This window comes from Nocardioides ginkgobilobae, assembly GCF_054781275.1.
In genome coordinates this window covers 1-22,505 of the sequence record NZ_BAAGUS010000007.1, presented here as the reverse complement: position 1 = coordinate 22,505, position 22,505 = coordinate 1, and the positions used below count along the sequence as shown (strand labels likewise).

The window sequence follows — 22,505 nt, the reverse complement described above, 5'->3', positions numbered from 1 at the left end:
TGATGACAGTGCAGGTCGGCATCGTGATGGGGTCGGACTCCGACTGGCCCGTGATGCGTGCCGCGGCCGAGGCGTGCCGCGAGTTCGACGTCGAGGTGGAGGCCGACGTGGTCTCCGCGCACCGGATGCCGCACGAGATGCTCGCCTACGGCGAGCAGGCGGCCGAGCGCGGGCTGTCGGTGATCGTCGCCGGTGCCGGGGGAGCGGCACACCTGCCGGGCATGCTCGCCGCGGTCACCCCGCTGCCGGTCATCGGCGTGCCGGTGCCCCTGAAGTACCTCGATGGCATGGACTCCCTGCTCTCGATCGTCCAGATGCCGGCAGGCGTGCCGGTGGCCACGGTCGCGATCGGCAACGCGCGCAACGCCGGGCTGCTCGCCGTACGCATCCTGGCCGCTTCCGATCCGGACCTGCGCCGGCGGATGGTGGAGTTCCAGGCCTCGCTCAAGGACACCGCGCACGCCAAGGGCGAGGTCGTGCGGCGCGAGGCCGTGCCCGAGCGCCGGCTCGGGTTCTAGGCCCCGGGCAGCCTCGTCCCCGCCGTGTCCCCGCGCCTGGTCGGCATCGACGTCGCGCGCTGGTGTGCGCTGCTGGGGATGATGGCCACGCACCTGCTGGCCACGCGCACGGAGGCGGGCGATCCCACGTGGGTCGCCGAGGTCTTCTCCGGGCGTGCCTCGGCCCTCTTCGCCGTCCTGGCCGGGGTCAGCCTCTCCCTCGCGACGGGTGGTCCGCGGCCGCTGGAGGGTGGGGAGCGCCTGGCCCGCTCCGCCGGGCTGCTGACCCGGTTCCTGCTCCTGGGCGCCGTGGGGCTGCTGCTGGGGGAGGTCGACTCCGGCCTCGCGGTCATCCTGGTCAACTACGCCGTTTTCCTGGCGCTCGGGCTGCTGGTCGTGGGCTGGTCGGCGGGTGCCCTCGCGCTGCTCGCCGCCGCCCTGGCGCTGGTCACGCCGGTGCTCCTGTGGTGGCTGCGGCCCGGGCTCCCGCCGCGCGGCTTCGACAGTCCGTCGGTCTCGCAGCTCGAGCAGCCCTCCCTGCTGGTCTCCGAGGTCCTGTTCACCGGCTACTACCCGGTCCTGGTGTGGACCGCCTACCTCGCGGTCGGCATGGCCGTGGGCCGGGCGGACCTGCGCGGCATGCGCTCGCGCACCCTGGCGCTGGTCGGCTCGGCCGCGGCGGCCACGGCCGTCCTGGCCGAGGTCGTCTCCGACCGGCTCCTGGCCCGTGACGGGGTGGCGCGGGCGCTGGACCGCGACCTCTACCGCTTCCTGGACCGGGACCAGGAGGCGACGCTGGTCGAGATCCGTCGCCAGATCGACGGCGGGATGTTCGGCCAGACGCCGGTCGACGGTGCGTGGCAGTGGTTGCTGGTCTCCGCGCCCCACTCCAGCACCACCCCGGACCTGCTCCGCACAGGTGGCAGCGCCGTCGCGGTGACCGTCGCCGCCCTGCTCCTGGTGCGCCTGCTCGGCCCGCGGACGACCCGTGCCCTGGCCGTGCTGACCGGCGCGGGGGCGGCGACCTTCACCTTCTACACGCTGCACGTCCTCATGACCTCCGACCTGCTCCCACCCGGCCCGGACGACCGAGGCACGGCGGTCCAGTACGCCGTGGTCGTGCTGCTCGGCGCCGCGCTGGCGCTGGTGGGGCGTCGCGGGCCGGCGGAGGCTGCCCTGGCTGGGGCCGCGCGACTGGTCGAGCGGGCGGTGCGGCCGGGGCACCGACCCTCCTCGCGGTCCCGGGTCTAGACAGCTGCCGGAGCCGGCGCATGGGCGGGGGACCGTCGGGTACGGGGGCCACGGCGGGACCCGTCGACCTGCCCCCCACGTAGGCGGGTCCTGCTGCACCACCACCGGGCGAGGCCGGTGCCGCCCCCCACACGGCGCCGGCCCCGCCCCCCGGAGGGGTGGGTAGGCTGTGCGTGCGGCGGGGTAACACCCCTGGCATGACGACCAAGCTGAAGTACACGACCCCCGGCCTGGACGAGAAGGACGCCGTGCGCGTCGTCGAGCTGCTCCAGGACCGGCTCTACGCCGCCAACGACCTGCACCTGACCCTGAAGCACGTGCACTGGAACGTCGTCGGCCCGCACTTCATCTCCGTCCACGAGATGATCGACCCGCATGTGGAGGAGGTCCGCGGCTTCGCCGACGACCTCGCCGAGCGGATCGCCACCCTCGGCGGTTCCCCCGTCGGCACCCCGGGTGCCCTCGTGGAGCACCGCAGCTGGACGGAGTACAGCCTGGGCCGGGCCACGACCCAGGAGCACCTCGGCGCGCTGGACCTCGTCTACCAGGGCGTCATCACGAGCTACCGCGAGGCGATCAAGGAGCTCGACGACCTCGACCTGGTGACCCAGGACATGTTCATCGCCCAGACCGACAAGCTCGAGCTCTTCCACTGGTTCGTCCGTGCCCACCTCGAGGACTCCTCGGGGTCGCTCTCCACGGAGGGTGCCGCCACCGAGCAGGAGGCCGCGCGCGCCGCTGGCTGAGCCGGTGCGCACCTGATTGCGGGATTCCCGCGTCCGCTCCTCCCCGTCGTGCCACGATCGGCGCATGGGGGAGGAGCGGCCGCGGGCCACCCCGGCCATGAGCGAGGCGAGACGGCGTACCCACGCCGCTCGCCTCCTGCTGCGTGCGCGAGCCAGCTCCGGCCCCGTGCGCGAGCGCTACGAGAACGAGGTCGTGCGCCTGCACCTCGACGTGGCCCTCGACCTGGCCCGCCGCTACCACGGCCGCGGCCTCGCCGCCGACGACCTGGACCAGGTCGCCTGCCTCGGGCTGGTCAAGGCCGTGCGCGCCTTCGACCCCACGCTGGGCCACGACTTCCTCAGCTTCGCCGTCCCGACCGTCCGCGGGGAGCTGCGCCGGCACTTCCGCGACGCCGGCTGGGTGGTGCGCCCGCCCCGCTCGGTGCAGGAGGCGCAGGCCGAGGTCGTCGTCGCCGAGGCCGAGCTGCTCCAGCTCCTGGGCCGCCAGCCGGTCAGCGACGAGATCGCCGCGCACCTCGGCATCGCGGAGTCGCTGGTCCGCGAGTGCCAGGACGCCGCCGGGTGCTTCCGTCCGGTCTCCCTGGACGCGCCGCACCCGGTCCAGGACACCTCCCCGACCTCGACGCTGGGCGCCGACGACCCGGCGTACGCCTCCGCCGAGGCGCGAGTGGCGCTGCAGCCGCTGCTCGAGGCCCTCGACGAGCGCGATCGCACGATGCTGCGCATGCGCTTCTTCGAGCACCGCACGCAGGCCGAGATCGGTGCGGCCGTCGGTCTCAGCCAGGAGCAGGTCTCGCGCAGCCTGGCCGGGCTGCTGGCCCGGCTGCGCCGTGCGCTCGACGCCGCCTGAGCCGACCGCCCGTCCTGCTCAGGAGGGGTAGATCCGTGGTGCCTGCGACGCCTTGCGGGTGAAGCGGGGCGGGCGCTTCTCGAGGAACGCCGCCACGCCCTCCTTGCCGTCGCCGATCGAGGTCCAGTACATCGCCAGGCTGTCGGAGAGGTGCGCCTCGAGCGGGTGTGCCGCCGCTCCGTTGCGGTAGACCATCTGCTTGGCCAGTGCCAACGCCACGGGGGAGCGGTCGACCACGAACGAGCGGGCCAGCCCGAGTGCGGCGGGCAGCAGCTCGTCGGGCTCGTGGACCGAGCGCAGGAGTCCTCCGGCGTGCGCCTGCTCGGCGGTGAGGACGTCGGCGGAGTAGATCCACTCCAGGGCCTGCTGGGGGCCGACCAGCCGCGGGAGGAACCAGGTCGAGCAGGCCTCCGGCACGATGCCGAGCCGACCGAAGACGAACCCGATCCGGGCCTTGGTGGAGGCCAGGCGCAGGTCCATGCCCAGGGTCATCGTGGCGCCGATCCCGACGGCCGGCCCGTTGATGGCGGCGATCACCGGCTTGGGCAGCGCGTGGATCGCCAGCACGACCTTGCCGCCCGTGTCACGGACGCCGGCGTCGTACGGCGGCTCGTCGTAGGACGCCCGGAACTCCTCGGGCGTGGGGCGGACCGTCTCGTCGAGGCCGAACACGTTGCCCTCGGCGGAGAGGTCCATGCCCGCGCAGAACGCGCGACCCGACCCGGTGACGACGACGGCGCGGACGTCGTCGGCGCGCGCGTCGGTGCGGAAGACCTGCTCCAGCTCCCTGGCCATGGTCAGGTCGAAGGCGTTGAGCGCGTCGGGACGGTGCAGCGTCAGGGTGGCCACGCCGTCGGCGTCGACCTCCCAGCGGAGAGTCTCGTAGGTCACGCGGTCATCGTGTCATCCGGGTCATGACGGCGGGTTCAGCAGTCCGGACGGGGAGCACAGCTGCTCGTCCAGGCGCCCGGTGTCGTCGTCGATGATCGCCTGGAACATCCGCGGCGCCCGCTCGGCGTCCCAGCGCACCGACAGGTCGCTGATCGGCACCCCGCAGGTCAGGCCGTTCTCGCCGTTGACCCGGGTCATCGCCATCGCCCACATGCCGGCGCGGAGGGGGGACATGCCCTTGCCGAACTCGACGGTCTCGGTCGCGGCCATGTTGAGGTTCCAGTAGCGGACGGGGTTGAGCACCGACCACGGCGAGAGCACCTCGTCGCCGACGGCCGAGACGACCTCGCGCTGCGCCTGCGCTCGCTGCACGTCGCCCAGGCCGGTGTAGAGCTTGCGGGAGCGGGCGTAGCCGAGCGCGGTCGGGCCGTCCGCCTCCTGGCAGCCCTTCTTCACGTCGAGGTTGGCGAGCGGGTCCTTCATGGCCATCTTGGGGCAGATCTCGATGCCGCCGACGGCGTCGACGAGGTCGACGAACCCACCGATCCCGATCTCGACGTAGTGGTCGACCCGGATACCGGTGTTGTTCTCGATGGTGCGGGTGAGCAGCTGCGGGCCGCCGAAGGCGTAGGCGGCGTTGATCTTGGTGGTGCCGTAGCCCGGGACCTCGACCAGCGAGTCGCGCGGGATCGACATGAGCAGGTTGGGGCCGGACCCGGTGTGCAGCAGCATGATCGTGTCGGTGCGCTGGCCCGTGGCGTTGCCGGTGCCGTACTCCTTGCGCTCCGCGGGCGTCAGGCCGGCGCGGGAGTCGCTGCCGACCATGAGGTACGTCGTGCCCGGCTGCTCACCGGGTCGGTCGCCGCCGCCGGGCGCGAAGCCGACGTCGGAGATCTTGGTCCAGGCGTAGATCGGCACCGCGACCAGGAAGACCAGCCACAGCGCCAGCAGCAGGAAGACGTAGCGGACCCGGAAGCGGGGACGACGCAGCCGCGGGCGCGGGAGGGAGCGGCCGGGACCGGGCGCGGGCGTCGGGCCGGGGGTCGGCGCGGGTGCGGGGGTCGGTGCGGGCGACGGCGTACGGCCCTGGCCCGGCGGGCGGACCGAGGAGCCCGAGCGCGGCTGCACCGGCATCCGCCGGGTCGCGTCGGGGTCGTCCGCAGCGCCGGACGCACCGCCCTGCCCGTACAGCCAGTCGTAGGGGGGCTTGCTGCTCTCTCCGCCGGCACCACCGGTGGGGGGACGCTCCGTCATGCTGCGGGACGCTACCGTGCCTGGCTGTGGCCACACTCGATCCTCGGTCCCCGGCCTTCTCGAGCGTCTCGCTCGCCGTCATGGCCCACGCCCCCATGGCCAACCTGCTGGGCAACGTCCACGGCGGCGAGGTCGTGAAGCTGGCCGACTCCACCGCCGGCGCGGTCGCCCAGCGGCACAGCGGAGGGCCGGCCGTCACGGCCGCGCTGGACGAGATGGTCTTCCTGGCGCCCGTGCACGTCGGTGACATCGTCCGCACGATGGGGCGGGTGAACTGGGCGGGCCGCTCCTCGATGGAGGTCGGGGTGCGCGTGGAGGCCCAGCCTTGGAACGACCCCAGCGCCGACGGGCTGCACGTGGCGTCGGCGTACTTCGTCTTCGTGGCCATCGACGAGGAGGGCCGCCCGCGGGAGGTCCCACCGCTGGTCCCCGAGACCAAGGACGACCTGCGCCGCTACCGCGAGGCCGAGATCCGCCGGGCGCACCGGTTGGCCCGCAAGACCGAGATCGACGCGGGTCGGCGCGCCTAGCAGGGACGCGCCAGCGGACCTGCTGGTGGTGGTCGAGCGAGCGGCGCGGCTGAGGCACGAAGGCGCGACCCGCGTGTCGAGACCCCTGTGACGCCTGTGACTGGTGATACTCCCAGTCATGCCACCCGTCACTTCCCCCGGGTCGCAGGCCGCTCCCCGCGCGAGCGTGGCGGAGCGGGCCGCGCGCATCCGCTTCCGCCGCGCCCTGTCGCTGATGGCGATGACGCTGCTCGCCCCCGGCTCGGCCCAGCTGGTCGCCGGCGGCAACCGCCGCGTCGGGCTGCTCGCGCTGCGGGTCTGGCTCGGCACCTGGGCCGCGGTCCTCGTCGGGACGGTGGCGGTCGCCCTCGACCACGGGCTGGCGCTCACCCTCGGCTCGACCACCTGGTTCCTGCTCCTGCTGCGCCTGGCGCTGCTCGTCGGCGCCGTCGGCTGGGCGCTGCTCTTCATGGACGCCTGGCGCCTCGGCCAGCCCCTGAGCCTGGGCCTGGCGCACCGCCGCGCCGTCGTCGGCGTCAACGGCGTGCTGTGCCTGTCCGTCGCCGGTGGCCTGCTCTTCGGCGCGCACGTCGTCGGCGTGCAGCGCGACCTGATGCTCACGATGTTCTCCTCCGACGAGGTCGTCGGGGCCCACCACGGCCGCTTCAACGTCCTGCTGCTCGGCGGTGACTCGGGCGCCGGCCGCTGGGGCCTGCGCCCGGACTCGCTCACGGTCGCCTCCGTCGACGCCGTCACGGGCCGTACGGTCCTGGTCTCGCTGCCGCGCAACATGCAGAACTTCCCCTTCGCGGAGGGCTCGGTCATGGCCGAGCAGTTCCCCGACGGCTTCGACGCCGACTACCTCAACGGGGTCAGCACCTGGGCCGAGGACCACGCCGAGCTCTTCGGCGACTCCGAGACCCCGGGCGTGGACGCCACCGTCTCGGCCGTCGAGGGCATCACCGGGCTGTCGATCAACTACTGGGCGATGGTCAACCTCGAGGGCTTCAAGGACCTCGTCGACGCGGTTGGCGGGATCACCATGAACGTGCGCCAGGCGATCCCCGTCGGGCTGCCGCACGACGACTTCTTCCATTACATCGAGCCCGGTGTGCGCGAGCTCTCCGGCTTCGAGACGCTCTGGTACGCCCGGGCCCGCTACGACTCCGACGACTACTCCCGCATGGCCCGCCAGAAGTGCGTCATGAACGCGATGCTGCAGCAGGTCAGCCCCAGCGTCGCCCTGCGCAACTTCCAGTCGATCGCCCAGGCCTCCTCCGAGCTGATCTCCACCAACGTCCCGGCCTCCGAGGTCGACACCTTCCTCGAGCTGGCCCTCAAGGCCCGCGGCCAGAAGATTTCGACCCTCTCGATCGTCCCGCCGCTGGTGAACACCGCCGACCCCGACATCGACCTGGTGCACGAGAAGGTCGCCGCCGCGATCGAGAAGGCCGAGGGCACCGCCGAGGCCCCCTCGGACAAGGCCGGCAAGAAGGTCTCCGAGGCGCCCGTCACCGGCGGCTCCGTCGGCTCGCTCGCCGAGGGGTACGCCGCCAACAAGGCCGGGGACCTGGCTGCCGCCTGCTGAGAGGCGTCAGCGGCCCCCACCGCTGGTCGAGCAGGCGAGCGCCAGCGAGCCGTCGTCGAGACCCCGTCCGCCGGTCGCCCTGCCCTGCCCCCGTGGTTGCTCCCGCGGTCGCCCTCGGCGGGTCGTGGCGCGTTCGCGCCGCAGCAGGCCCTGAATTTCGGGAAAGCGTGGTCGCCCTGGGTGCCCGCTCGCGCTACCTGGTGACGGTCCGCTGCTCGGTCGCCCTGCGCTGGGCTGCTCGCCTCGGCTGGGCTTCGATCGCTCGCTCCGGTCGATGCAGAAAAGTGGATCTGACCTGGGGAAACGCTGTTTTTCGAACGTGTGTTCGACTATGCTTTCACCATGTCCACCAGCGCTCTCCTCGACGCGATCCGCGCCGCGAAGGCGCGTGAGGACGACGCGGCGCGGGAGCTGTTGATCGGGGTTGCTGAGTGGGCAGATGCGCACACCACGGGTGCGTTGATGCCGGACCTGTACGGCACCTACAGCCACCCCGACGAGGAGGCGTACGACGCTGCGGAGTCCGCGTGGATGCAGCGGTTCGGGATGCCCGGTGCCGACACCATGCTCGATCTGGCCGGCGCAGGTGCGCCGGAGGTGTCGGACTTCGCCGTCACCGAGCTGTCCACCGCGTTGGGCCGCACGCGTGAGTCCGGGCGCCTGCTCGTAGGTGACGTCGTGGAGGCCAAGCACCGCCTCCCCCGCGTGTGGGCCCGACTCGTCGCAGGACAGGTCACCGCCTGGCGGGTCCGCCGCCTCGCCCAGACCACGAAGGCCCTGTCCGAAGCGGCCGTGGCGTTCGTGGACGCCCAGGTCGCCCATGTCGTCCACACCGCCGGCCCCATCACCGTGGACCGACTGATCCTCGAAGCCACCGCCCGCTTCGACCCCGAATCCGCCGAGGTCGAGGAGTGCGACAAGAAGTCGAACCTGTTCTTCGACCTCGACCTCGCCACCCACGCCACCTCAGTCGGTGCGGCCTCCGCCGTGTCCGCCGACGGGCTGCTCGACCGCGCCGACGCCGAAGACCTCGAAGCAGCCATCAGGCAGATCGCCCACCAGCTGCTCCTCGACGGCTCCACCGACGACCTGGCCGTCCGCCGCGCCAGGGCCCTCGGCTACATCGCCCGCGGCCAAGACCTCCTCCCCGAATCAGACGGCGAAGTGAAGCGGGATGGTCGAGCAGCGAGCGCCAGCGAGCGTCGTCGAGACCCCGCGACCGACAAGGCGACCGGCCCCGGCAGCAACGCCCCCAGCAAACGCACGGCTCCCCGCCGCACCGTGGTCCTCACCGTCCACCTCTCCGACGCTGCGCTGACCGGCGCCCCGCAGGTCGACCCCGTCACCGGCAAGCTCGGCCTCAACCTCGCCCGACTCGACAACCACCGCCAGCTCCTCACCGCCGACGCCGTACGCGAGTGGTGCGGGGTCCCCGGCACCCAGGTCATCGTCAAGCCCGTCATCGACCTGGCCGACACCGTCGCGGTGGACTCCTACGAGGTCCCCGACCGGATCGCGGCCCGCGTGAAGCTCACCAGGACGACGTGCTCGTTCCCGCATTGCCGTAGGCCCGCGGAGTCCGCCGACCTCGACCACACCGTCGAGTACGTCCCACCCGACCGAGGCGGACCACCCGGCCAGACCAGCACAGAGAACCTCGCCCCGCTCTGTCGGCACGACCACCGCGCCAAGACCCACCCCTCACCAGCAGGCACACCATGGCGAGTCCGCGGACTCAGTCCAGGCCACTGGCTCTGGACCAGCCCCCACAGCCAGCAGTACCTCGTCCACCCCGACGGCACCACCCCACTCTGAGCACCACCCGCTCGCAGCCCGACCACCACGTTGCCGGGCTATCGGCACGCCCTCGACCCGACCCCACCGGCTCGTCTGCCGATCCGGAGGTCCTGGACCGAAGTAGGTGCCGCCCAGGACCTCCAGTTCAGGTGGTCGGTCGAGAGCGAGTGAAGACGACGTCCTGTGCCTGGTCGACCAGCACGACCTCGTCCCCGAGGGACCACTCTGCGGCCCGTGCGACCAGCTCGTGGGGAACTCGCGGCGCGGTCGGCCCCTGGTGCGGGATGTCGTACGTCCCGCGTGCGTCCCGCGGCAGCACCACCCGCACGCCGCGCTGCAGGAGTCCTCTGGCAGTTTCCGCCACGCACATCTCGGCGAGGACCCCGCACACCGCGGCGCGTCCCACCCCGGCGTCTCTCATGACCTGCGCGAGGCTGGTCTCGAGGAAAGGATCATCCTGCGTCTTCCGCAGGACGGGCTCTCCCGGTCGCGGTGGCAGCCAGAGGTCCCAGCCCGCGCTGCCCGGCTCGTCGGATGCGCCAACGGTTCCGTCGTTCTGCAGGTGCACGACCGTTGCTCCGGAGGAACGAGCCGACGCCAGCAACGTGGTGATGGCCTGGCAAACGTCCTGAGCGCGCGGGATCGCCCCAGGCCCCTCGACAAGTCCGCGTTGAAGATCCACCACGACCAACGCTTCTGCTCGGGCGCGCTCAGACACGCTGACACGACAGGAGTCGCGAGTCCCGACTCGTCCTGAGACAGTGCAGCCGATGACCGAGCAAGCGCCGAGTCCCTGGCCAGCGCGCCGCGACGGGCTGCTCTTCCGCGAGCCGACGGAGGCAGACGTCGAGGTCCTGCTGCAGTTCCGCAACGACCCGGGCGTCAACCACTTCATGGTGCGCACGCACGTCGACCCGGACCAGCTGCGGAGCGAGGTCATGGCGATCCCGGACAGCCCGACCGACTTCTCGTGCGTCGTGGAGCGTGACGGCGAGGTCGTCGGCATGGGGTTCCTCGACGTCGTGGACGGTGCCGGCCAACCCGGCCACCCGACAGGGACCGACGGGCTCATCGGCTACGTCGTGCGGCCCGGCCACGAGGGAGTGGGCATCGCGACCGCAACGGCACGCGCGTTGCTGGAAGCGGCCTTCGGCGTGTTGGGCCTTCGTCGCGTCACGGCCGCGGCCAATCTCGACAACCACGCCTCCGTGCGGGTGCTGGAGAAGGCCGGCATGCGGCGGGAGCGGCACGAGGTCCAGGCGCTGTGGCACCACGAGCTCGGCTGGCTGGACGAGGTGGGGTACGCCCTGCTCGCCGAGGAGTGGGTCGAGGTGCCCGTCCCCTAGGGTGACGGCCGTGCGTGGGTCGGAGCGGAGCGTCGTGGCGGTGGTGGTCACGTTCAACCGGCTGGACCTCCTGACGACCCTGGTGGACCGGCTGGCCCAGGTCCGCGAGCGCACGCCCGCCCTGGTGGACGTGCTGGTGGTCGACAACGCGAGCACCGACGGCACGGGGGAGTGGCTGGCCGGGCGCACCGACGTCCGTGGCCGGACGCTGCCCGACAACCGGGGCGGCGCGGGCGGGTTCCACGAGGGCCTGCGGTGGGCGGTCGAGGAGACCGACGCCGACCTGGTGTGGCTGATGGACGACGACGGCCTGCCCGAGGTCGACTGCCTCGAGCGGCTGCTGCGCGAGGAGGACCTCGACTTCTGGGGGCCGCTGGTCGTGGACGAGGTGGACCTGGGGCGGCTGGTCTTCCCGATCCGGCTGCCGGGCGGCACCCGGGTGGTGCGTGCCCTGGCCGACGTCGAGCGGGCAGGTGGTGCGCGGCAGCGGATCGACGAGATCGTCATCCCGTTCAACGGGGTGCTGGTGACCCGGGAGCTGACGGAGCGCATCGGCTACCCGCGCGAGGAGTTCTTCATCTGGGGCGACGACCACGAGTACCGCCTGCGCGCCGAGCAGGCCGGCGCCCGGATCGCCACGGTCACCGACGCGCGCGTCCACCACCCCAGCGTGGGCGAGCTCGGCACGCCGATGATGGCCGGCCGCACGACGTACAACCACAGCCCCAGCGACCTCAAGGCCTACTGCATGGCCCGCAACAACACCCTCAACCTGCGTGACTACCGCGGCTGGCCGCACGTGCTGATGTTCTGGGCCAAGACCGTCTGGTTCTACCTCCTGACCCGCCCGGACCCGCGTCGCCTCGCGCTCAGCGCGCGGGCGGTGTACGCCGGGCTCCGGGGCGACTTCACGGGCCACCGGCGGTACCTGCGGTGAGCGCGCCCGAGACGGTCGCGGTCGTCGTCGTCACCTTCAACCGCGCCGACCTGCTCACCGGCATGCTCGACGGCCTGGCCGCCCTCGACCGCGCGCCGGACGCCGTGGTCGTCGTGGACAACCACAGCTCCGACCACACCCCCGACGTCCTGGCGGCCGAGCTGACCCGGGGCCGGCTGCCGCTGCAGGTGGTCCGCACCGAGGAGAACCTCGGTGGCGCCGGTGGCTTCCACCTCGGCCTGCGCACCGCCTACGAGCAGGGCTGGGACCGGTTCTGGCTCATGGACGACGACGTGGTGCCGACTCCCGACTGCCTCTCGGTCCTCATGGCCGTCGACGAGGACTGCCTGACCAGCGTCCGCGAGGACAGCCACGGGCGGCTGTGCGAGAAGGCGGCGACCCGCTTCGACCTCACGCACCCGTGGGTCGTCAAGCCCAAGACCGGCATGGTCGAGGACTTCGGCACCCGCGAGGCGATGCCGGAGCTGGTCAAGGTCGAGAACGTCGCCTTCGAAGGGTTCATGGTCCGCCGCGCGGTGGTCGCCGAGGTGGGGCTCCCGGACCCGTCGTACTTCATCTTCTACGACGACGTGGACTTCGCCATCCGTGCCCGGCGGGCCGGTCGCCGCATCTGGGCGGTGCGCGACGCGGTGCTCGTGCGCCAGCTCGACTTCGACCAGCAGCACGACCTGGCGGGCTGGAAGGGCTTCTACATGTACCGCAACCTGTTCGTGGTGCACCTGCGCTACGGGGAGAACCTCGCGGTGCGGATGAAGCCGCTGCTCATCGTCGCGGCGGTGCTGCTGCTGGCGCCGCTGCGCGGGGGACGGGCCGAGGCGCGCAACGTGATCCGGGCCATGCGCGCAGCGTGGGGGATGCGCTCGCAGCCCTCGTCGTCCGTAGACTGACCGACCGTGTCTGCTCCTGGCCCCACCCCTGATCTGGTCGTCGTCGGCTCCGGCTTCTTCGGACTCACGATCGCCGAGCGCTGCGCGGACGAGCTGGGGCTGAGGGTCCTGGTCCTCGAGCGCCGCCCGCACATCGGCGGCAACGCCTACAGCGAGTTCGACGAGGAGACCGGGATCGAGGTGCACAAGTACGGCACCCACCTCTTCCACACCTCCAACCAGCGGGTGTGGGAGTACGTCAACCGGTTCACGGCCTTCACCAGCTACCAGCACCGGGTCTTCGCGAAGTACCAGGGGCAGGTCTACTCCTTCCCGATGAACCTCGGGCTCATCAACCAGTTCTTCGGCAAGTCCCACACCCCCGACGAGGCCCGTGCGCTGATCGCCGAGCAGGCCAGCGAGATCCGCACCGAGGACGCCACGAACCTCGAGGAGAAGGCGATCAGCCTCATCGGCCGCCCGCTCTACGAGGCGTTCGTCAAGGGCTACACCGCCAAGCAGTGGCAGACCGACCCCCAGGAGCTGAGCGCGGACATCATCACGCGTCTCCCGGTCCGCTACACCTTCGACAACCGCTACTTCAACGACACCTACGAGGGCCTGCCGGTCGACGGCTACACCGCGTGGCTGGAGCGGATGGCCGACCACCCCAACATCGAGGTCCGCCTCGGCGTCGACTTCATGGACGTGCGCGAGGAGTACGTCGGGAAGGTCCCGGTCGTCTACACGGGTCCCGTCGACGAGTACTTCGGCCACTCCGAGGGCCGGTTGTCGTGGCGCACCATCGACCTCGAAGCCGAGACCGTCGACGTCGACGACTACCAGGGCACCGGTGTGGTCAACGCCAACGACCAGGACGTCCCGTGGACGCGGGTGCTGGAGTTCAAGCACCTGCACCCCGAGCGCACCTACCTGCCGGGCAAGACGATCGTCGTGCACGAGTACAGCCGCTTCGCCGAGGAGGGCGACGAGCCGTACTACCCGGTCAACACCGCCGCGGACCGCGAGATCCTCATGCGCTACCGGGAGAAGGCCAAGGCCGAGGAGATGGTGCTCTTCGGCGGCCGCCTCGGCACCTACCAGTACCTCGACATGCACATGGCGATCGGCTCGGCGCTGTCGATGTACGACAACAAGATCAAGCCGCACTTCGCCGAGGGTGCACCTTTCACCAGCGGAGGCGTCGCATGAGCACGGTCCAGGACACGGCTCGGACGACGGCGCAGAAGACGGCGCGCAGGCTCCTGCAGCGCCAGATCATGCCGGTCGACCGCGACTTCGACGTGCTGGCGCTCTACGTCGACCCCGAGGAGGCCCGCCTCGACGCCGACAAGTACGAGGTCGGCGGCAGCCGGGCGGCCAAGGACCTCAACAACGCCGCCGTGCGGCAGTCCACGAGCACCGGCAAGGCGCTGCACCCCGACCAGATCGAGTCGCGCACCGCGCTGCGCGTCGAGCAGGGCGAGCGGCTCTCCTTCGGCACCTACTTCAACGCCTTCCCCGCCTCCTACTGGCGGCGCTGGACCGTCGTGGACCAGGTGCGCCTGACCGTCACCCTGCGCGGTGCCGGTGCCACGCTGCTGGTCTACAAATCCATGGCCCGCGGCCACGCCCAGCGCGTCGAGGCCGCCGAGACCACGACCGACCAGCCGGAGACCTTCTCCTTCGACCTGACCCTCAAGCCGTTCATCGACGGCGGCTGGTACTGGTACGACGTCGTGGCCGGTGACGGCGACGTCGTCGTCGAGTCCGCGGAGTGGACCGCGGAGGTCCCCGAGGACCGCGCGGTCAACGGCACCACCGACCTGGTCATCACCACGATGAACCGCCCCGACTTCTGCGCCAAGCTGCTCGTGCAGCTCGGTGAGGCCGCGGAGCTGCACCCCTTCCTCGACACCGTGATGGTGATCGAGCAGGGCACCGACAAGGCCGCCGGCTCGGAGTTCTTCCCGACCGCGGAGAAGCTGCTCGCCGGCAAGCTGCGCGTCATCGAGCAGGGCAACCTCGGCGGCTCCGGCGGCTACGCCCGCGGGCAGCTGGAGTCCGTGCGCAAGGGCACGGCGACGTACTCGATGATGATGGACGACGACGTCGTCTGCGAGCCCGAGGGCATCATCCGGGCGGTCACCTTCGGCGACCTGGCCAAGCGACCGACCGTCGTCGGCGGCCACATGTTCAACATCTACAGCCGGTCGCGGATGCACAGCTTCGGCGAGATCATCCAGCCCTGGAAGTTCTGGTGGCAGTCGCCGACCGACACCTTCGCCGACTGGGACTTCGCCAGCCGCAACCTGCGTTCCTCGCGCTGGCTGCACAAGCGGGTCGACGTCGACTTCAACGGCTGGTTCATGTGCCTCATCCCGCGGGTGACGCTGGAGACGGTGGGGCTCTCGCTGCCGCTGTTCCTCAAGTGGGACGACTCGGAGTTCGGCCTGCGCGCCCGCGCCGCCGGCTTCCCGACCGTCGTGCTCCCGGGCGCGGCCGTCTGGCACGTGCCGTGGACCGACAAGAACGACGCCGTCGACTGGCAGGCCTACCTGCACCAGCGCAACCGCTTCGTCGCCGCGCTGCTGCACTCGACCTACCCCAAGGGCGGGCGGATGGTGCGCGAGAGCCGCAACCACCAGATCGCGCACCTGGTCTCGATGCAGTACTCCACCGTCGCGATGCGGCACCAGGCGCTGCTCGACGTCATGTCCGGGCCCGGCCACCTGCACGACCGCCTGCCCGAGACGCTGCCCTACGTCAACGGCATCCGCGCGGGCTACGACGACGCGCGGCTCGAGGTCGACCGTGACGCCTTCCCCCCGGTGCGCCGCGAGAAGCCGCCGCGCAAGGGCCGCGACGACGCGGAGGTGCCCGGCCGGCTCTCCCAGCTGGTCAGCGCCGGCCTGCAGCCGCTGCGGCAGCTGAAGAAGCCGCGCCCGCTGTCGCGGGAGTTCCCCGAGGCCGACATCCGCGCGATGGACGCCAAGTGGTACCGCCTGGCCTCCTACGACTCCGCGGTCGTCTCCATGAACGACGGCACGTCGGCGGCGTTCTACCAGCGCGACCCCGAGCAGTTCCGCGACCTGCTGGCCAAGACGCTCACGTTGCACGAGGAGCTCAAGCGGGAGTGGCCGCGGCTCGCGCGGGAGTACCGCGACGCGCTGGGCGACATCACCTCCCCGGAGACCTGGGAGCGCACGCTGTCGCCGTGGATGGGCACGGATGACTGAGCGCCCCCAGCACGCGGGCGGCACGACGTACGTCGTCGACGCACCGCTCGCGCCGCCGGCGGCGACCCAGGGGCTGCTCGAGGTCTTCCGGCGCCGCTACCTGCTCAAGCTGCTGGTCCGGCGCGAGATCAACGCCCGCTACTCCGGGTCGTTCCTCGGCCTGATCTGGTCCTACATCAACCCGCTGAGCCAGCTGTTCATCTACATCGTGGTCTTCGGCGAGCTGCTCGACCGGGGGCGCACCGAGCAGTTCCCGATCCACATCTTCTGCGGCCTGATCGTCGTGCACTTCTTCGTCGAGACCTTCAACGCCGGCACCCGCTCGATCGTGCGCAACAAGGCACTGATCCGGAAGATGGCGCTGCCGAAGGAGATGTTCCCGGTCGCCTCGATGATGGTGTCGCTGTTCCACGTGGCCCCGCAGCTGGTGATCCTGACGGTGACCGTGCTCATCGTGGGCTGGTCGCCGAGTGCCGTGGGGATGGGCGCCTTCGTCCTGGCCCTGGGCATCGTGATGGTCCTGGGCACGGCCCTGGCGCTCATGTTCAGCGTGGCCAACGTCTACTTCCGTGACTTCGCCAGCGTCGTCAACATCATGACCAACTTCGTCCGCTTCGGCGTGCCGATGATCTACCCCTACTCCATCGTCAGCGAGCGCTTCGGCGCGGCGGCCGAGTACTACCTGTGGAACCCGCTCTCCAACGCGGTGCTCCTGGTGCAGCGCGCGTTCTGGGTCGGCACGACCGAGGACCCCGCCGCCACGGCCGCCACCGAGCTCCCGGACAACCTCATCGGCCGCGGCCTGCTGATGCTGGCCGTCTCCGTGGTGCTGCTGGTCATCGCCCAGCTGGTCTTCCGCCGGTTCGAGAACAAGATCCCGGAGCGGCTCACGTGAGCGCCGCCGGCAGCACGAGCGCCCCCACGGCGCCGGGCGACTACAGCCCCGACACCTCGATCGTCGTCGAGAACGTCACCAAGACCTTCAGCCTGCGCTACCACCGCACCTTCAAGCAGGTGACGGTGGCGAAGTTCCGCGGCCAGAAGACCAAGGACGAGTTCAACGCCGTCGACGACGTCTCCTTCACCGTCAAGCAGGGGGAGTCGATCGGCCTCATGGGCCTCAACGGCTCGGGCAAGTCGACCCTGCTGACGCTCATCAACGGGACGATGAAGCCCGACACCGGCCAGGTCCTCACGCGTGGCCGGATCGCCGGGCTGATCGCGACCGGGGCGGGCTTCCACCCGCAGCTCTCCGGCCGGGACAACATCTACCTCAACGCCGCGGTCTTCGGGCTCACCGAGCAGGAGACCAAGGACCGCTTCGACGACATCGCCGGCTTCGCCGACATCGGGCGCCACCTCGACTCGCCTGTCGGCAACTACTCCTCGGGGATGAGCTCCCGGCTGGGGTTCGCGATCGCCATCAACGTGGACTGCGACATCTTCCTGGCCGACGAGCTGCTGGCGGTGGGGGACAAGCCGTTCAAGCGCAAGTGCATGGCGAAGATGGAGGAGGTGCGCGACTCCGGTCGCACCCTGTTCTACGTCAGCCACGCCGCCGGCTCGGTGCGCCGCATGTGCGACCGCGTGCTGGTTCTGGAGAACGGTCGGCTCGCCTTCGACGGCGACGTCGACGAGGGGATCAAGTACCTCCACTACGACTCCGACGACGAGAACAACGACGACGAGGAGCTCGGCGCCGACGTCTGAGGCGGCGGCCGCAGATCACAGAAAAATAACGGACCTTCTCGGCGTGTCGAGTGGAAATTACACGTTTGTAGTTACTCACGAGACCTTCCGTGACGGGTGTGACTCGTGTGAAAGTTGCGCGCAGTGTGAACTTCCCCGCGCGCTAAGAGGTCCTCGATGTCCCCCCACCGGTCACGGTTCGTCACCGCCTGCCAGCAGCTGCTGGCGCTCGGTGTCGTGGCCGCCGTGCTCACGCCCGCCAGCAGCCTGATCAGCCTCGACGTGGTGCGCCAGCCGCCCGCGTCCGGCTTCGTCGGCACCCAGGCCGGGCAGGGCCAGGGGAGCGGTGCGCTGACGGCGTACGAGCGGGTGGCGCGGCGTGCCGCGACGCTGCCGGCGGCTCCCGTCGAGGCGAGCGTCCGCGAGGTCCCGCTGCTCGGAGCCCAGGCGCCGGCCGGGGTCGCGCGCCGCGCTGCCGCCGGCGGGGAGATGGTGACCAGCCGCCCCGAGGCGGTGACCGGGTACGCCGCGATCGGCGTGACCTGGGCCCACGGTGTCGAGGTCCACGACGAGGACCTCGTGGTGCGCGCCCGCACCGAGACCGACGGCGTGTGGTCGGGCTGGACCGACGTGGAGTACCACGACGAGCACGGCCCCGACCCCGACAGTCCCGAGGGACGTCGCGCGCGTCCGGGCACCGAGCCGCTCCTGGTCGGCGAGGTCGACCGGGTGCAGGTGGCGGTGCTTGCGGAGGACGGCGCCCCCCGTGACCTCCGCCTGGCCCTCGTCGACCCCGGCACCGCGACGAGCACGGTCACCCAGCGTGCGGCGCTCGACACCGCCGAGGCCGCAGAGACGGCCGGGACCGCGACCGAGGGGCCGGCGGCCCGCGCCGGCGTCACGCCCGAGCCGCAGATCTTCTCCCGCGCGCAGTGGGGCGCCGACGAGAGCCTGCGCGACCAGGGCTCGCTGCGCTACTTCGAGGTGCACGCCGGCTTCGTGCACCACACGGTCAACGCCAACGACTACACGCGCGACCAGGTGCCCGGCATCCTGCGCTCGATCTACGCCTACCACACGCGCTCGCGCGGCTGGTCCGACGTCGGCTACAACTTCCTGGTCGACCGCTTCGGGCGCATCTGGGAGGGCCGCGCGGGCGGCATCGACCGCCCCGTCGTCGGCGCTCACACCCTGGGGTACAACGACTACTCCTTCGCCATGTCGGCCATCGGCAACTTCGAGGTCGTCCAGCCGACCCAGGCGATGGTCGAGGCCTACGGCGCGCTCTTCGCCTGGAAGCTCTCGCTCCACGGGGTCGACGCCTCCTCGCCCCGCCAGCAGGTCGGCAGCAAGACCTTCCCGGCGATCAACGGCCACCGCGACGCCGGCTCCACCGCCTGCCCCGGCAAGTTCCTCTACGCCCGGCTCGGCGACATCCGCAGCCTCGCCGCCGCTGCCCAGGTCGGTTGGGAGGGCCGCGAGCTCGACTCCGACCTCGTCGGCACCCCGCACCCCGACCTGGTGGCCCGCCGGGCCTCGGACAAGCGGATCGTCATCGTCCCCACGGGCGGCCTGACCAGCGTCCGCAAGCCGGTCGTCCTCGCCTCCGGCGTCGGCGGGTACGCCGCAACGCTGGTCTCGCCCGACCTGACCGGTGACGGGCGACTCGACGTCCTGGGCCGGCTGCCCGACGGCTCGGTCGAGGTGCGCGGGGAGTCCGCGGCGCTCCGCACCGCGACCGCGACGCGTGGCCACGACCTGCTCGCCGCCCCCGGCGACCTCACCGGCGACGGCCTCGGCGACCTGGTCGGCCGGGACGCGGCGACCGGCCGGCCCACCCTCTTCACCTCGCGCGGCACCGGCGGGTTCGCCGCCCAGCCGTTGGCCACCGACGCCTCCTGGTCCGGCTACGACCTGCTCTCCGGCGTCGGCGACCTCGACGCCGACGGCACCCCGGACCTGGTGGCCCGCGACGCCGCCGGGACGCTCTGGCTGCTGCCCGCCGGCGGCACCGGCGCCCCCGCGGTCCTGGTGCAGGGCGGCCCGCGTTACGACGTCGTCACCGGCGCGGCGGACTGGAACGCCGACGGTCTCGTCGACCTGCTCGTGCGACTCGAGGGCGGCCACGCCTTCGTGCTCCCCGGCCGCGGTGACGGCACGGTCGGTGCGGCGCGCGGCCCGGTCAAGCGGCTCAAGGGTCGCGCCGACCTCTCCGGCGCCGGCGACCTCACCGGTTCCACCGCTCCCGACCTCGTGGTCCGCCGCGGCGACGACCTCCTCGTGCTCGCCGGCTCCGGCACCTGGGAGACCGGTGCCGTCGTCGAGACCAACGTCGGCGCCAAGGGGGCCGACCTGGTGCTCAACGCCGGCGACTGGGATGGCGACGGTCTCGGCGACCTCCTGGTGCGCCAGCGCACGACCGGCGTGGTCAAGGTGCGCCCCGGTGACGGCCAGGGCACCTTCGCGAAGGCCGTGCGGATCGGCGGCGGCATGGGGGACGTCCGGCTGCTCGAGGTGGTCGGCGACATGACCGGTGACGGCTGGCCGGACCTGATGGGGCAGCCCGCGGGCGGCCCCATGCGGATCTACCCGGGTCGCGGCACCGCCCCGCTCGGACCGTCGTACGTCGCCCACAGCGCGCTCGACGCCTCCCAGCAGCTCGGGGTCGGTCGCTGGGACGGCGACGGCGCCCCCGACGTGCTGGTGCGGCGTGGGAGCTCGCTGCTGCTCTACACCGGCAACGGCCCGGGCGGGCTGTCCTCCTCGCGCAGCCTGTCGCTGGACCTGTCGGCCTACGACCTGGTGACCGGCATCTCCGACGCCCAGCTCGCCGACCGCCCCGATCTGGTGGTGCGCGAGCGGGCGACCGGCCGGCTGCTGCTGGTCGAGAGCACGCCGACGGGGTTCAAGGCGCCGCGGGTGATCGGCGACGGAGCGGAGGCCTACGACCTGGTCGACTAGGGGAAGAGCTACGGGTGCCGCGCGGTCACGCGCTCGTCGGTCGCGACCGACTCGAGCCGGGCCTCGTCGGCACCGACGACCAGGACCAGCGAGCCGCCGCGTGCGAGCGGCTCGGTGAGGATGGGGAGTCCCGGTGGGGAAGCCGGGTTCACCGTCGACAGGAGGCGGCCGCCCTCGGTGAGGAGACTCCCGGAGGCGGCCGCTTCCCAGTCCGGCTCCGAGGGGCCGACGGCCGGGAGGCCGAGGAACGTGTCGGGCTGGGACCAGACCTCCACCCCGAGGTCGTGCACGCCCGGCGGCACGCCATCGGGGAAGCGCAGGCCCAGCGGGTGCAGCGCGGAGGCGACGACGGCGACCTCGTCGGCCCGGTCCGCCCAGGCCGCCAGGCCCTGCGGACCGCAGACGACCGCGTCCGGCGTCGCGCCGTCGTCACCGGCGTACGCCACCTCCAGACCGACGGTCCACGCCGCCCCCAGGAACACCGGACCCAGCCAGTGGCACGGCAGGTCCACCAGCAGCACGTCGTCCTGCTCGAGGTCGAACTCCTCGACCAGCAGGTTGGCGGCCTTGGCCACCCAGTTGGCGTACGTCGTCAGCGAGAGCTCGGTCCGCTCGCCGGTGGCGGCGTCGTAGAACGTCACGAACGGGCGGCCCGGGTCGCGGCGCAGTCCCTGGGCCAGCAGGTCGGCGAAGGTGGTCACGGGCTCGACCCTATGCACGCCTAGGGTGACGGCTGTGATCGAGGACTTCTGGGCCGTGGTGCCCGCGGGCGGTGCGGGGACCCGGCTGTGGCCGCTGTCGCGGGCCGGCTCGCCCAAGTTCCTGCGCGACCTGCGGGGGACCGGCCGCTCGCTGCTGCAGGAGACCCACGACCGGCTCGCGCCGCTCGCGGGGGAGCGGATCGTGGTCGTGACCGGTGCCGCCCACGCCGCCGCGGTCGCCGAGCAGCTCGGTGACCTCCCCGACGGGGCGATCCTCGCCGAGCCGTCCGCCCGCGACTCGATGGCCGCGATCGGGCTGGCCGCCGCGCTGCTGGAGCGCCGCGACCCCGACGCGGTGATGGGTTCCTTCGCCGCCGACCACGTCATCACGGACGCCGAGGCGTTCGGGGCGGCCGTCCGCACGGCCGTCGACGTGGCCCGCGAGGGCTGGCTGGTCACGCTCGGCATCGAGCCGACCTTCCCCTCCTCGGCGTTCGGCTACATCCGCTCCGGCGACGCGCTGCCCGGCCACCCGGGCGCCCAGCACGTCGCGGCGTTCGTGGAGAAGCCCAGCGTCGAGGTGGCCACGGGCTACCTCGCCGAGGGCGGCTACCGCTGGAACGCCGGCATGTTCGTCGTCCGGCCCAAGGTGCTGCTCGACCTGCTGGCGCAGTGGCACCCCCGCTTCGCGGAGTCCCTGCGCGCGATCGCCGCCGACCCCGGCTCCCTCGAGCGGGTCTGGCCGTCGCTGCCGAGGATCGCCCTCGACCACGCCGTCGCCGAGCCCGCCGCCGAGGCCGGCCGGGTCGCGACCGTCCCCGCCGCCTTCGACTGGGACGACATCGGCGACTTCGACTCCCTCGCCGAGCTGCTCGGCCGTGACGGCGAGCAGCCCCTCGTCGTCCTCGGCGACGACGACGCGGTCCGTGTCGTCGACGCCTCCGGCCTCGTCGTCACCGGCGGACGCACCGTCGCGGTCGTCGGCCTCCAGGACGTCGTGGTCGTCGACACCCCCGACGCGCTGCTCGTCACCACCCGCGCCCGCGCCCAGGACGTCAAGGCCGTCGTCGCCGGGCTCAAGGAGTCCGGGCGCGACGACCTCGTCTAGGCGACGGTCAGGGTGCGCCGGCTCGAGATCGCGGAGCCTGTGGTCCGCCTGGTGGACCACAGGCTCCGCGTCGATCCACGCGACCTGAGTGGACGACGTCGCGGGCGCCACGGCCGACGCACTCATCTGCCGATGAGCGGACGTGGGTGCGGTTCGGACATACCGTTGATTCGTGACTGATCCGCGATGGGCGCTGCTGCAGGACATGAAGCCTGCGCTCTTGCGGAGGTTCAGAGACGCCGGGGTGCTGCGAG

At 71.9% G+C, this 22,505-nt stretch carries 20 protein-coding genes; 16 read left to right on the top strand and 4 right to left on the bottom strand.

What is annotated here, in order from left to right:
• The first annotated feature begins 2 nt into the window (after positions 1-2).
• The 4 genes from purE to ACYVID_RS08570 all read left to right on the top strand — a co-directional run bounded on the left by purE (position 3) and on the right by ACYVID_RS08570 (position 3,344).
• Positions 3-518: a 5-(carboxyamino)imidazole ribonucleotide mutase gene (gene purE / locus ACYVID_RS08585; RefSeq protein ID WP_300638984.1), complete on the top strand. Its 516-nt coding sequence runs from the start codon at positions 3-5 to the stop codon at positions 516-518.
• A 24-nt stretch (positions 519-542) separates the two neighbouring features.
• Positions 543-1,748 (top strand): heparan-alpha-glucosaminide N-acetyltransferase domain-containing protein, encoded by a 1,206-nt coding sequence (locus tag ACYVID_RS08580; protein ID WP_460736297.1) that lies wholly within the window; start codon positions 543-545, stop codon positions 1,746-1,748.
• A 197-nt stretch (positions 1,749-1,945) separates the two neighbouring features.
• Entirely contained in the window at positions 1,946-2,494 is a 549-nt protein-coding gene (gene dps / locus ACYVID_RS08575) for a DNA starvation/stationary phase protection protein Dps (RefSeq protein WP_300638991.1), read from the top strand.
• Between the two features lie 64 nt (positions 2,495-2,558).
• Positions 2,559-3,344 carry a sigma-70 family RNA polymerase sigma factor gene (locus ACYVID_RS08570; RefSeq protein ID WP_460736296.1) on the top strand — a complete coding sequence of 262 codons (786 nt, stop codon included), beginning with the start codon at positions 2,559-2,561 and terminating at the stop codon, positions 3,342-3,344.
• Positions 3,345-3,362: 18 nt separating this feature from the next.
• On the opposite strand, the gene ACYVID_RS08565 is transcribed toward ACYVID_RS08570, so the two are convergent.
• Together ACYVID_RS08565 and ACYVID_RS08560 are read right to left on the bottom strand one after the other, a co-directional pair.
• The gene (locus ACYVID_RS08565) at positions 3,363-4,235 is read right to left on the bottom strand and encodes a crotonase/enoyl-CoA hydratase family protein (RefSeq protein ID WP_300638996.1); all 873 of its coding nucleotides are present in this window, start codon (positions 4,233-4,235) and stop codon (positions 3,363-3,365) included.
• Positions 4,236-4,256: 21 nt separating this feature from the next.
• Positions 4,257-5,489, bottom strand: a complete 1,233-nt coding sequence (locus tag ACYVID_RS08560) for an LCP family protein (RefSeq protein ID WP_460736295.1) — start codon at positions 5,487-5,489, stop codon at positions 4,257-4,259.
• Between the two features lie 80 nt (positions 5,490-5,569).
• Between ACYVID_RS08560 and ACYVID_RS08555 the strand changes: the two genes are divergently transcribed.
• The 3 genes from ACYVID_RS08555 (at position 5,570) to ACYVID_RS08545 (ending at position 9,401) form a co-directional block, all read left to right on the top strand.
• Positions 5,570-6,019, top strand: a complete 450-nt coding sequence (locus tag ACYVID_RS08555; RefSeq protein ID WP_300639001.1) for an acyl-CoA thioesterase — start codon at positions 5,570-5,572, stop codon at positions 6,017-6,019.
• A 118-nt stretch (positions 6,020-6,137) separates the two neighbouring features.
• Positions 6,138-7,586 (top strand): LCP family protein, encoded by a 1,449-nt coding sequence (locus ACYVID_RS08550; protein ID WP_460736294.1) that lies wholly within the window; start codon positions 6,138-6,140, stop codon positions 7,584-7,586.
• A gap of 342 nt (positions 7,587-7,928) precedes the next feature.
• A complete protein-coding gene (locus ACYVID_RS08545) occupies positions 7,929-9,401 on the top strand; it encodes an HNH endonuclease signature motif containing protein (protein ID WP_460736293.1) in 1,473 nt (490 codons plus the stop codon).
• A gap of 127 nt (positions 9,402-9,528) precedes the next feature.
• Here the strand turns inward: ACYVID_RS08545 and ACYVID_RS08540 are convergent, their stop codons facing one another.
• Positions 9,529-10,101 (bottom strand): isochorismatase family protein, encoded by a 573-nt coding sequence (locus ACYVID_RS08540; RefSeq protein WP_460736292.1) that lies wholly within the window; start codon positions 10,099-10,101, stop codon positions 9,529-9,531.
• A gap of 52 nt (positions 10,102-10,153) precedes the next feature.
• On the opposite strand from ACYVID_RS08540, the gene ACYVID_RS08535 reads away from it, so the two are divergent.
• From ACYVID_RS08535 to ACYVID_RS08500, 8 genes are all read left to right on the top strand, one after another.
• Positions 10,154-10,729 (top strand): GNAT family N-acetyltransferase, encoded by a 576-nt coding sequence (locus tag ACYVID_RS08535; protein WP_460736291.1) that lies wholly within the window; start codon positions 10,154-10,156, stop codon positions 10,727-10,729.
• Positions 10,730-10,739: 10 nt separating this feature from the next.
• A complete protein-coding gene (locus tag ACYVID_RS08530) occupies positions 10,740-11,666 on the top strand; it encodes a glycosyltransferase family 2 protein (RefSeq protein WP_460736290.1) in 927 nt (308 codons plus the stop codon).
• Positions 11,663-12,574 carry a glycosyltransferase family 2 protein gene (locus ACYVID_RS08525; protein WP_460736289.1) on the top strand — a complete coding sequence of 304 codons (912 nt, stop codon included), beginning with the start codon at positions 11,663-11,665 and terminating at the stop codon, positions 12,572-12,574. Before ACYVID_RS08530 ends, ACYVID_RS08525 begins: the two co-directional genes overlap by 4 nt.
• A gap of 6 nt (positions 12,575-12,580) precedes the next feature.
• Positions 12,581-13,765 (top strand): UDP-galactopyranose mutase, encoded by a 1,185-nt coding sequence (gene glf / locus ACYVID_RS08520; RefSeq protein WP_460736288.1) that lies wholly within the window; start codon positions 12,581-12,583, stop codon positions 13,763-13,765.
• Positions 13,762-15,792, top strand: a complete 2,031-nt coding sequence (locus ACYVID_RS08515) for a glycosyltransferase (protein ID WP_460736287.1) — start codon at positions 13,762-13,764, stop codon at positions 15,790-15,792. The genes glf and ACYVID_RS08515 overlap by 4 nt, the downstream gene beginning before the upstream one ends.
• Positions 15,785-16,687: an ABC transporter permease gene (locus ACYVID_RS08510; RefSeq protein ID WP_460736286.1), complete on the top strand. Its 903-nt coding sequence runs from the start codon at positions 15,785-15,787 to the stop codon at positions 16,685-16,687. The genes ACYVID_RS08515 and ACYVID_RS08510 overlap by 8 nt, the downstream gene beginning before the upstream one ends.
• Positions 16,684-17,502, top strand: a complete 819-nt coding sequence (locus ACYVID_RS08505) for an ABC transporter ATP-binding protein (RefSeq protein WP_460736285.1) — start codon at positions 16,684-16,686, stop codon at positions 17,500-17,502. The genes ACYVID_RS08510 and ACYVID_RS08505 overlap by 4 nt, the downstream gene beginning before the upstream one ends.
• Before the next feature lie 156 nt (positions 17,503-17,658).
• Entirely contained in the window at positions 17,659-20,442 is a 2,784-nt protein-coding gene (locus tag ACYVID_RS08500) for an FG-GAP-like repeat-containing protein (protein ID WP_460736284.1), read from the top strand.
• Positions 20,443-20,450: 8 nt separating this feature from the next.
• Here the strand turns inward: ACYVID_RS08500 and ACYVID_RS08495 are convergent, their stop codons facing one another.
• On the bottom strand, positions 20,451-21,143 hold the full coding sequence (locus ACYVID_RS08495; protein ID WP_460736283.1) for a TIGR03089 family protein: 693 nt from the start codon (positions 21,141-21,143) through the stop codon (positions 20,451-20,453).
• 34 nt (positions 21,144-21,177) lie between these two features.
• Here ACYVID_RS08495 and ACYVID_RS08490 point away from each other — a divergent pair, with 34 nt between their 5' ends.
• Positions 21,178-22,251, top strand: coding sequence for a mannose-1-phosphate guanylyltransferase (locus ACYVID_RS08490; RefSeq protein ID WP_460736282.1), 1,074 nt, complete (start codon positions 21,178-21,180; stop codon positions 22,249-22,251).
• Positions 22,252-22,505: the final 254 nt, after the last annotated feature.

Coding starts and splice junctions, on each gene's coding strand:
- purE (WP_300638984.1), top strand. CDS start 3: ATGACAGTGCAGGTCGGCATCGTGATGGGGTCGGACTCCGACTGGCCC.
- dps (WP_300638991.1), top strand. CDS start 1,946: ATGACGACCAAGCTGAAGTACACGACCCCCGGCCTGGACGAGAAGGAC.
- ACYVID_RS08570 (WP_460736296.1), top strand. CDS start 2,559: ATGGGGGAGGAGCGGCCGCGGGCCACCCCGGCCATGAGCGAGGCGAGA.
- ACYVID_RS08560 (WP_460736295.1), bottom strand. CDS start 5,489: ATGACGGAGCGTCCCCCCACCGGTGGTGCCGGCGGAGAGAGCAGCAAG.
- ACYVID_RS08555 (WP_300639001.1), top strand. CDS start 5,570: ATGGCCCACGCCCCCATGGCCAACCTGCTGGGCAACGTCCACGGCGGC.
- ACYVID_RS08550 (WP_460736294.1), top strand. CDS start 6,138: ATGCCACCCGTCACTTCCCCCGGGTCGCAGGCCGCTCCCCGCGCGAGC.
- ACYVID_RS08545 (WP_460736293.1), top strand. CDS start 7,929: ATGTCCACCAGCGCTCTCCTCGACGCGATCCGCGCCGCGAAGGCGCGT.
- ACYVID_RS08535 (WP_460736291.1), top strand. CDS start 10,154: ATGACCGAGCAAGCGCCGAGTCCCTGGCCAGCGCGCCGCGACGGGCTG.
- ACYVID_RS08515 (WP_460736287.1), top strand. CDS start 13,762: ATGAGCACGGTCCAGGACACGGCTCGGACGACGGCGCAGAAGACGGCG.
- ACYVID_RS08510 (WP_460736286.1), top strand. CDS start 15,785: ATGACTGAGCGCCCCCAGCACGCGGGCGGCACGACGTACGTCGTCGAC.
- ACYVID_RS08500 (WP_460736284.1), top strand. CDS start 17,659: ATGTCCCCCCACCGGTCACGGTTCGTCACCGCCTGCCAGCAGCTGCTG.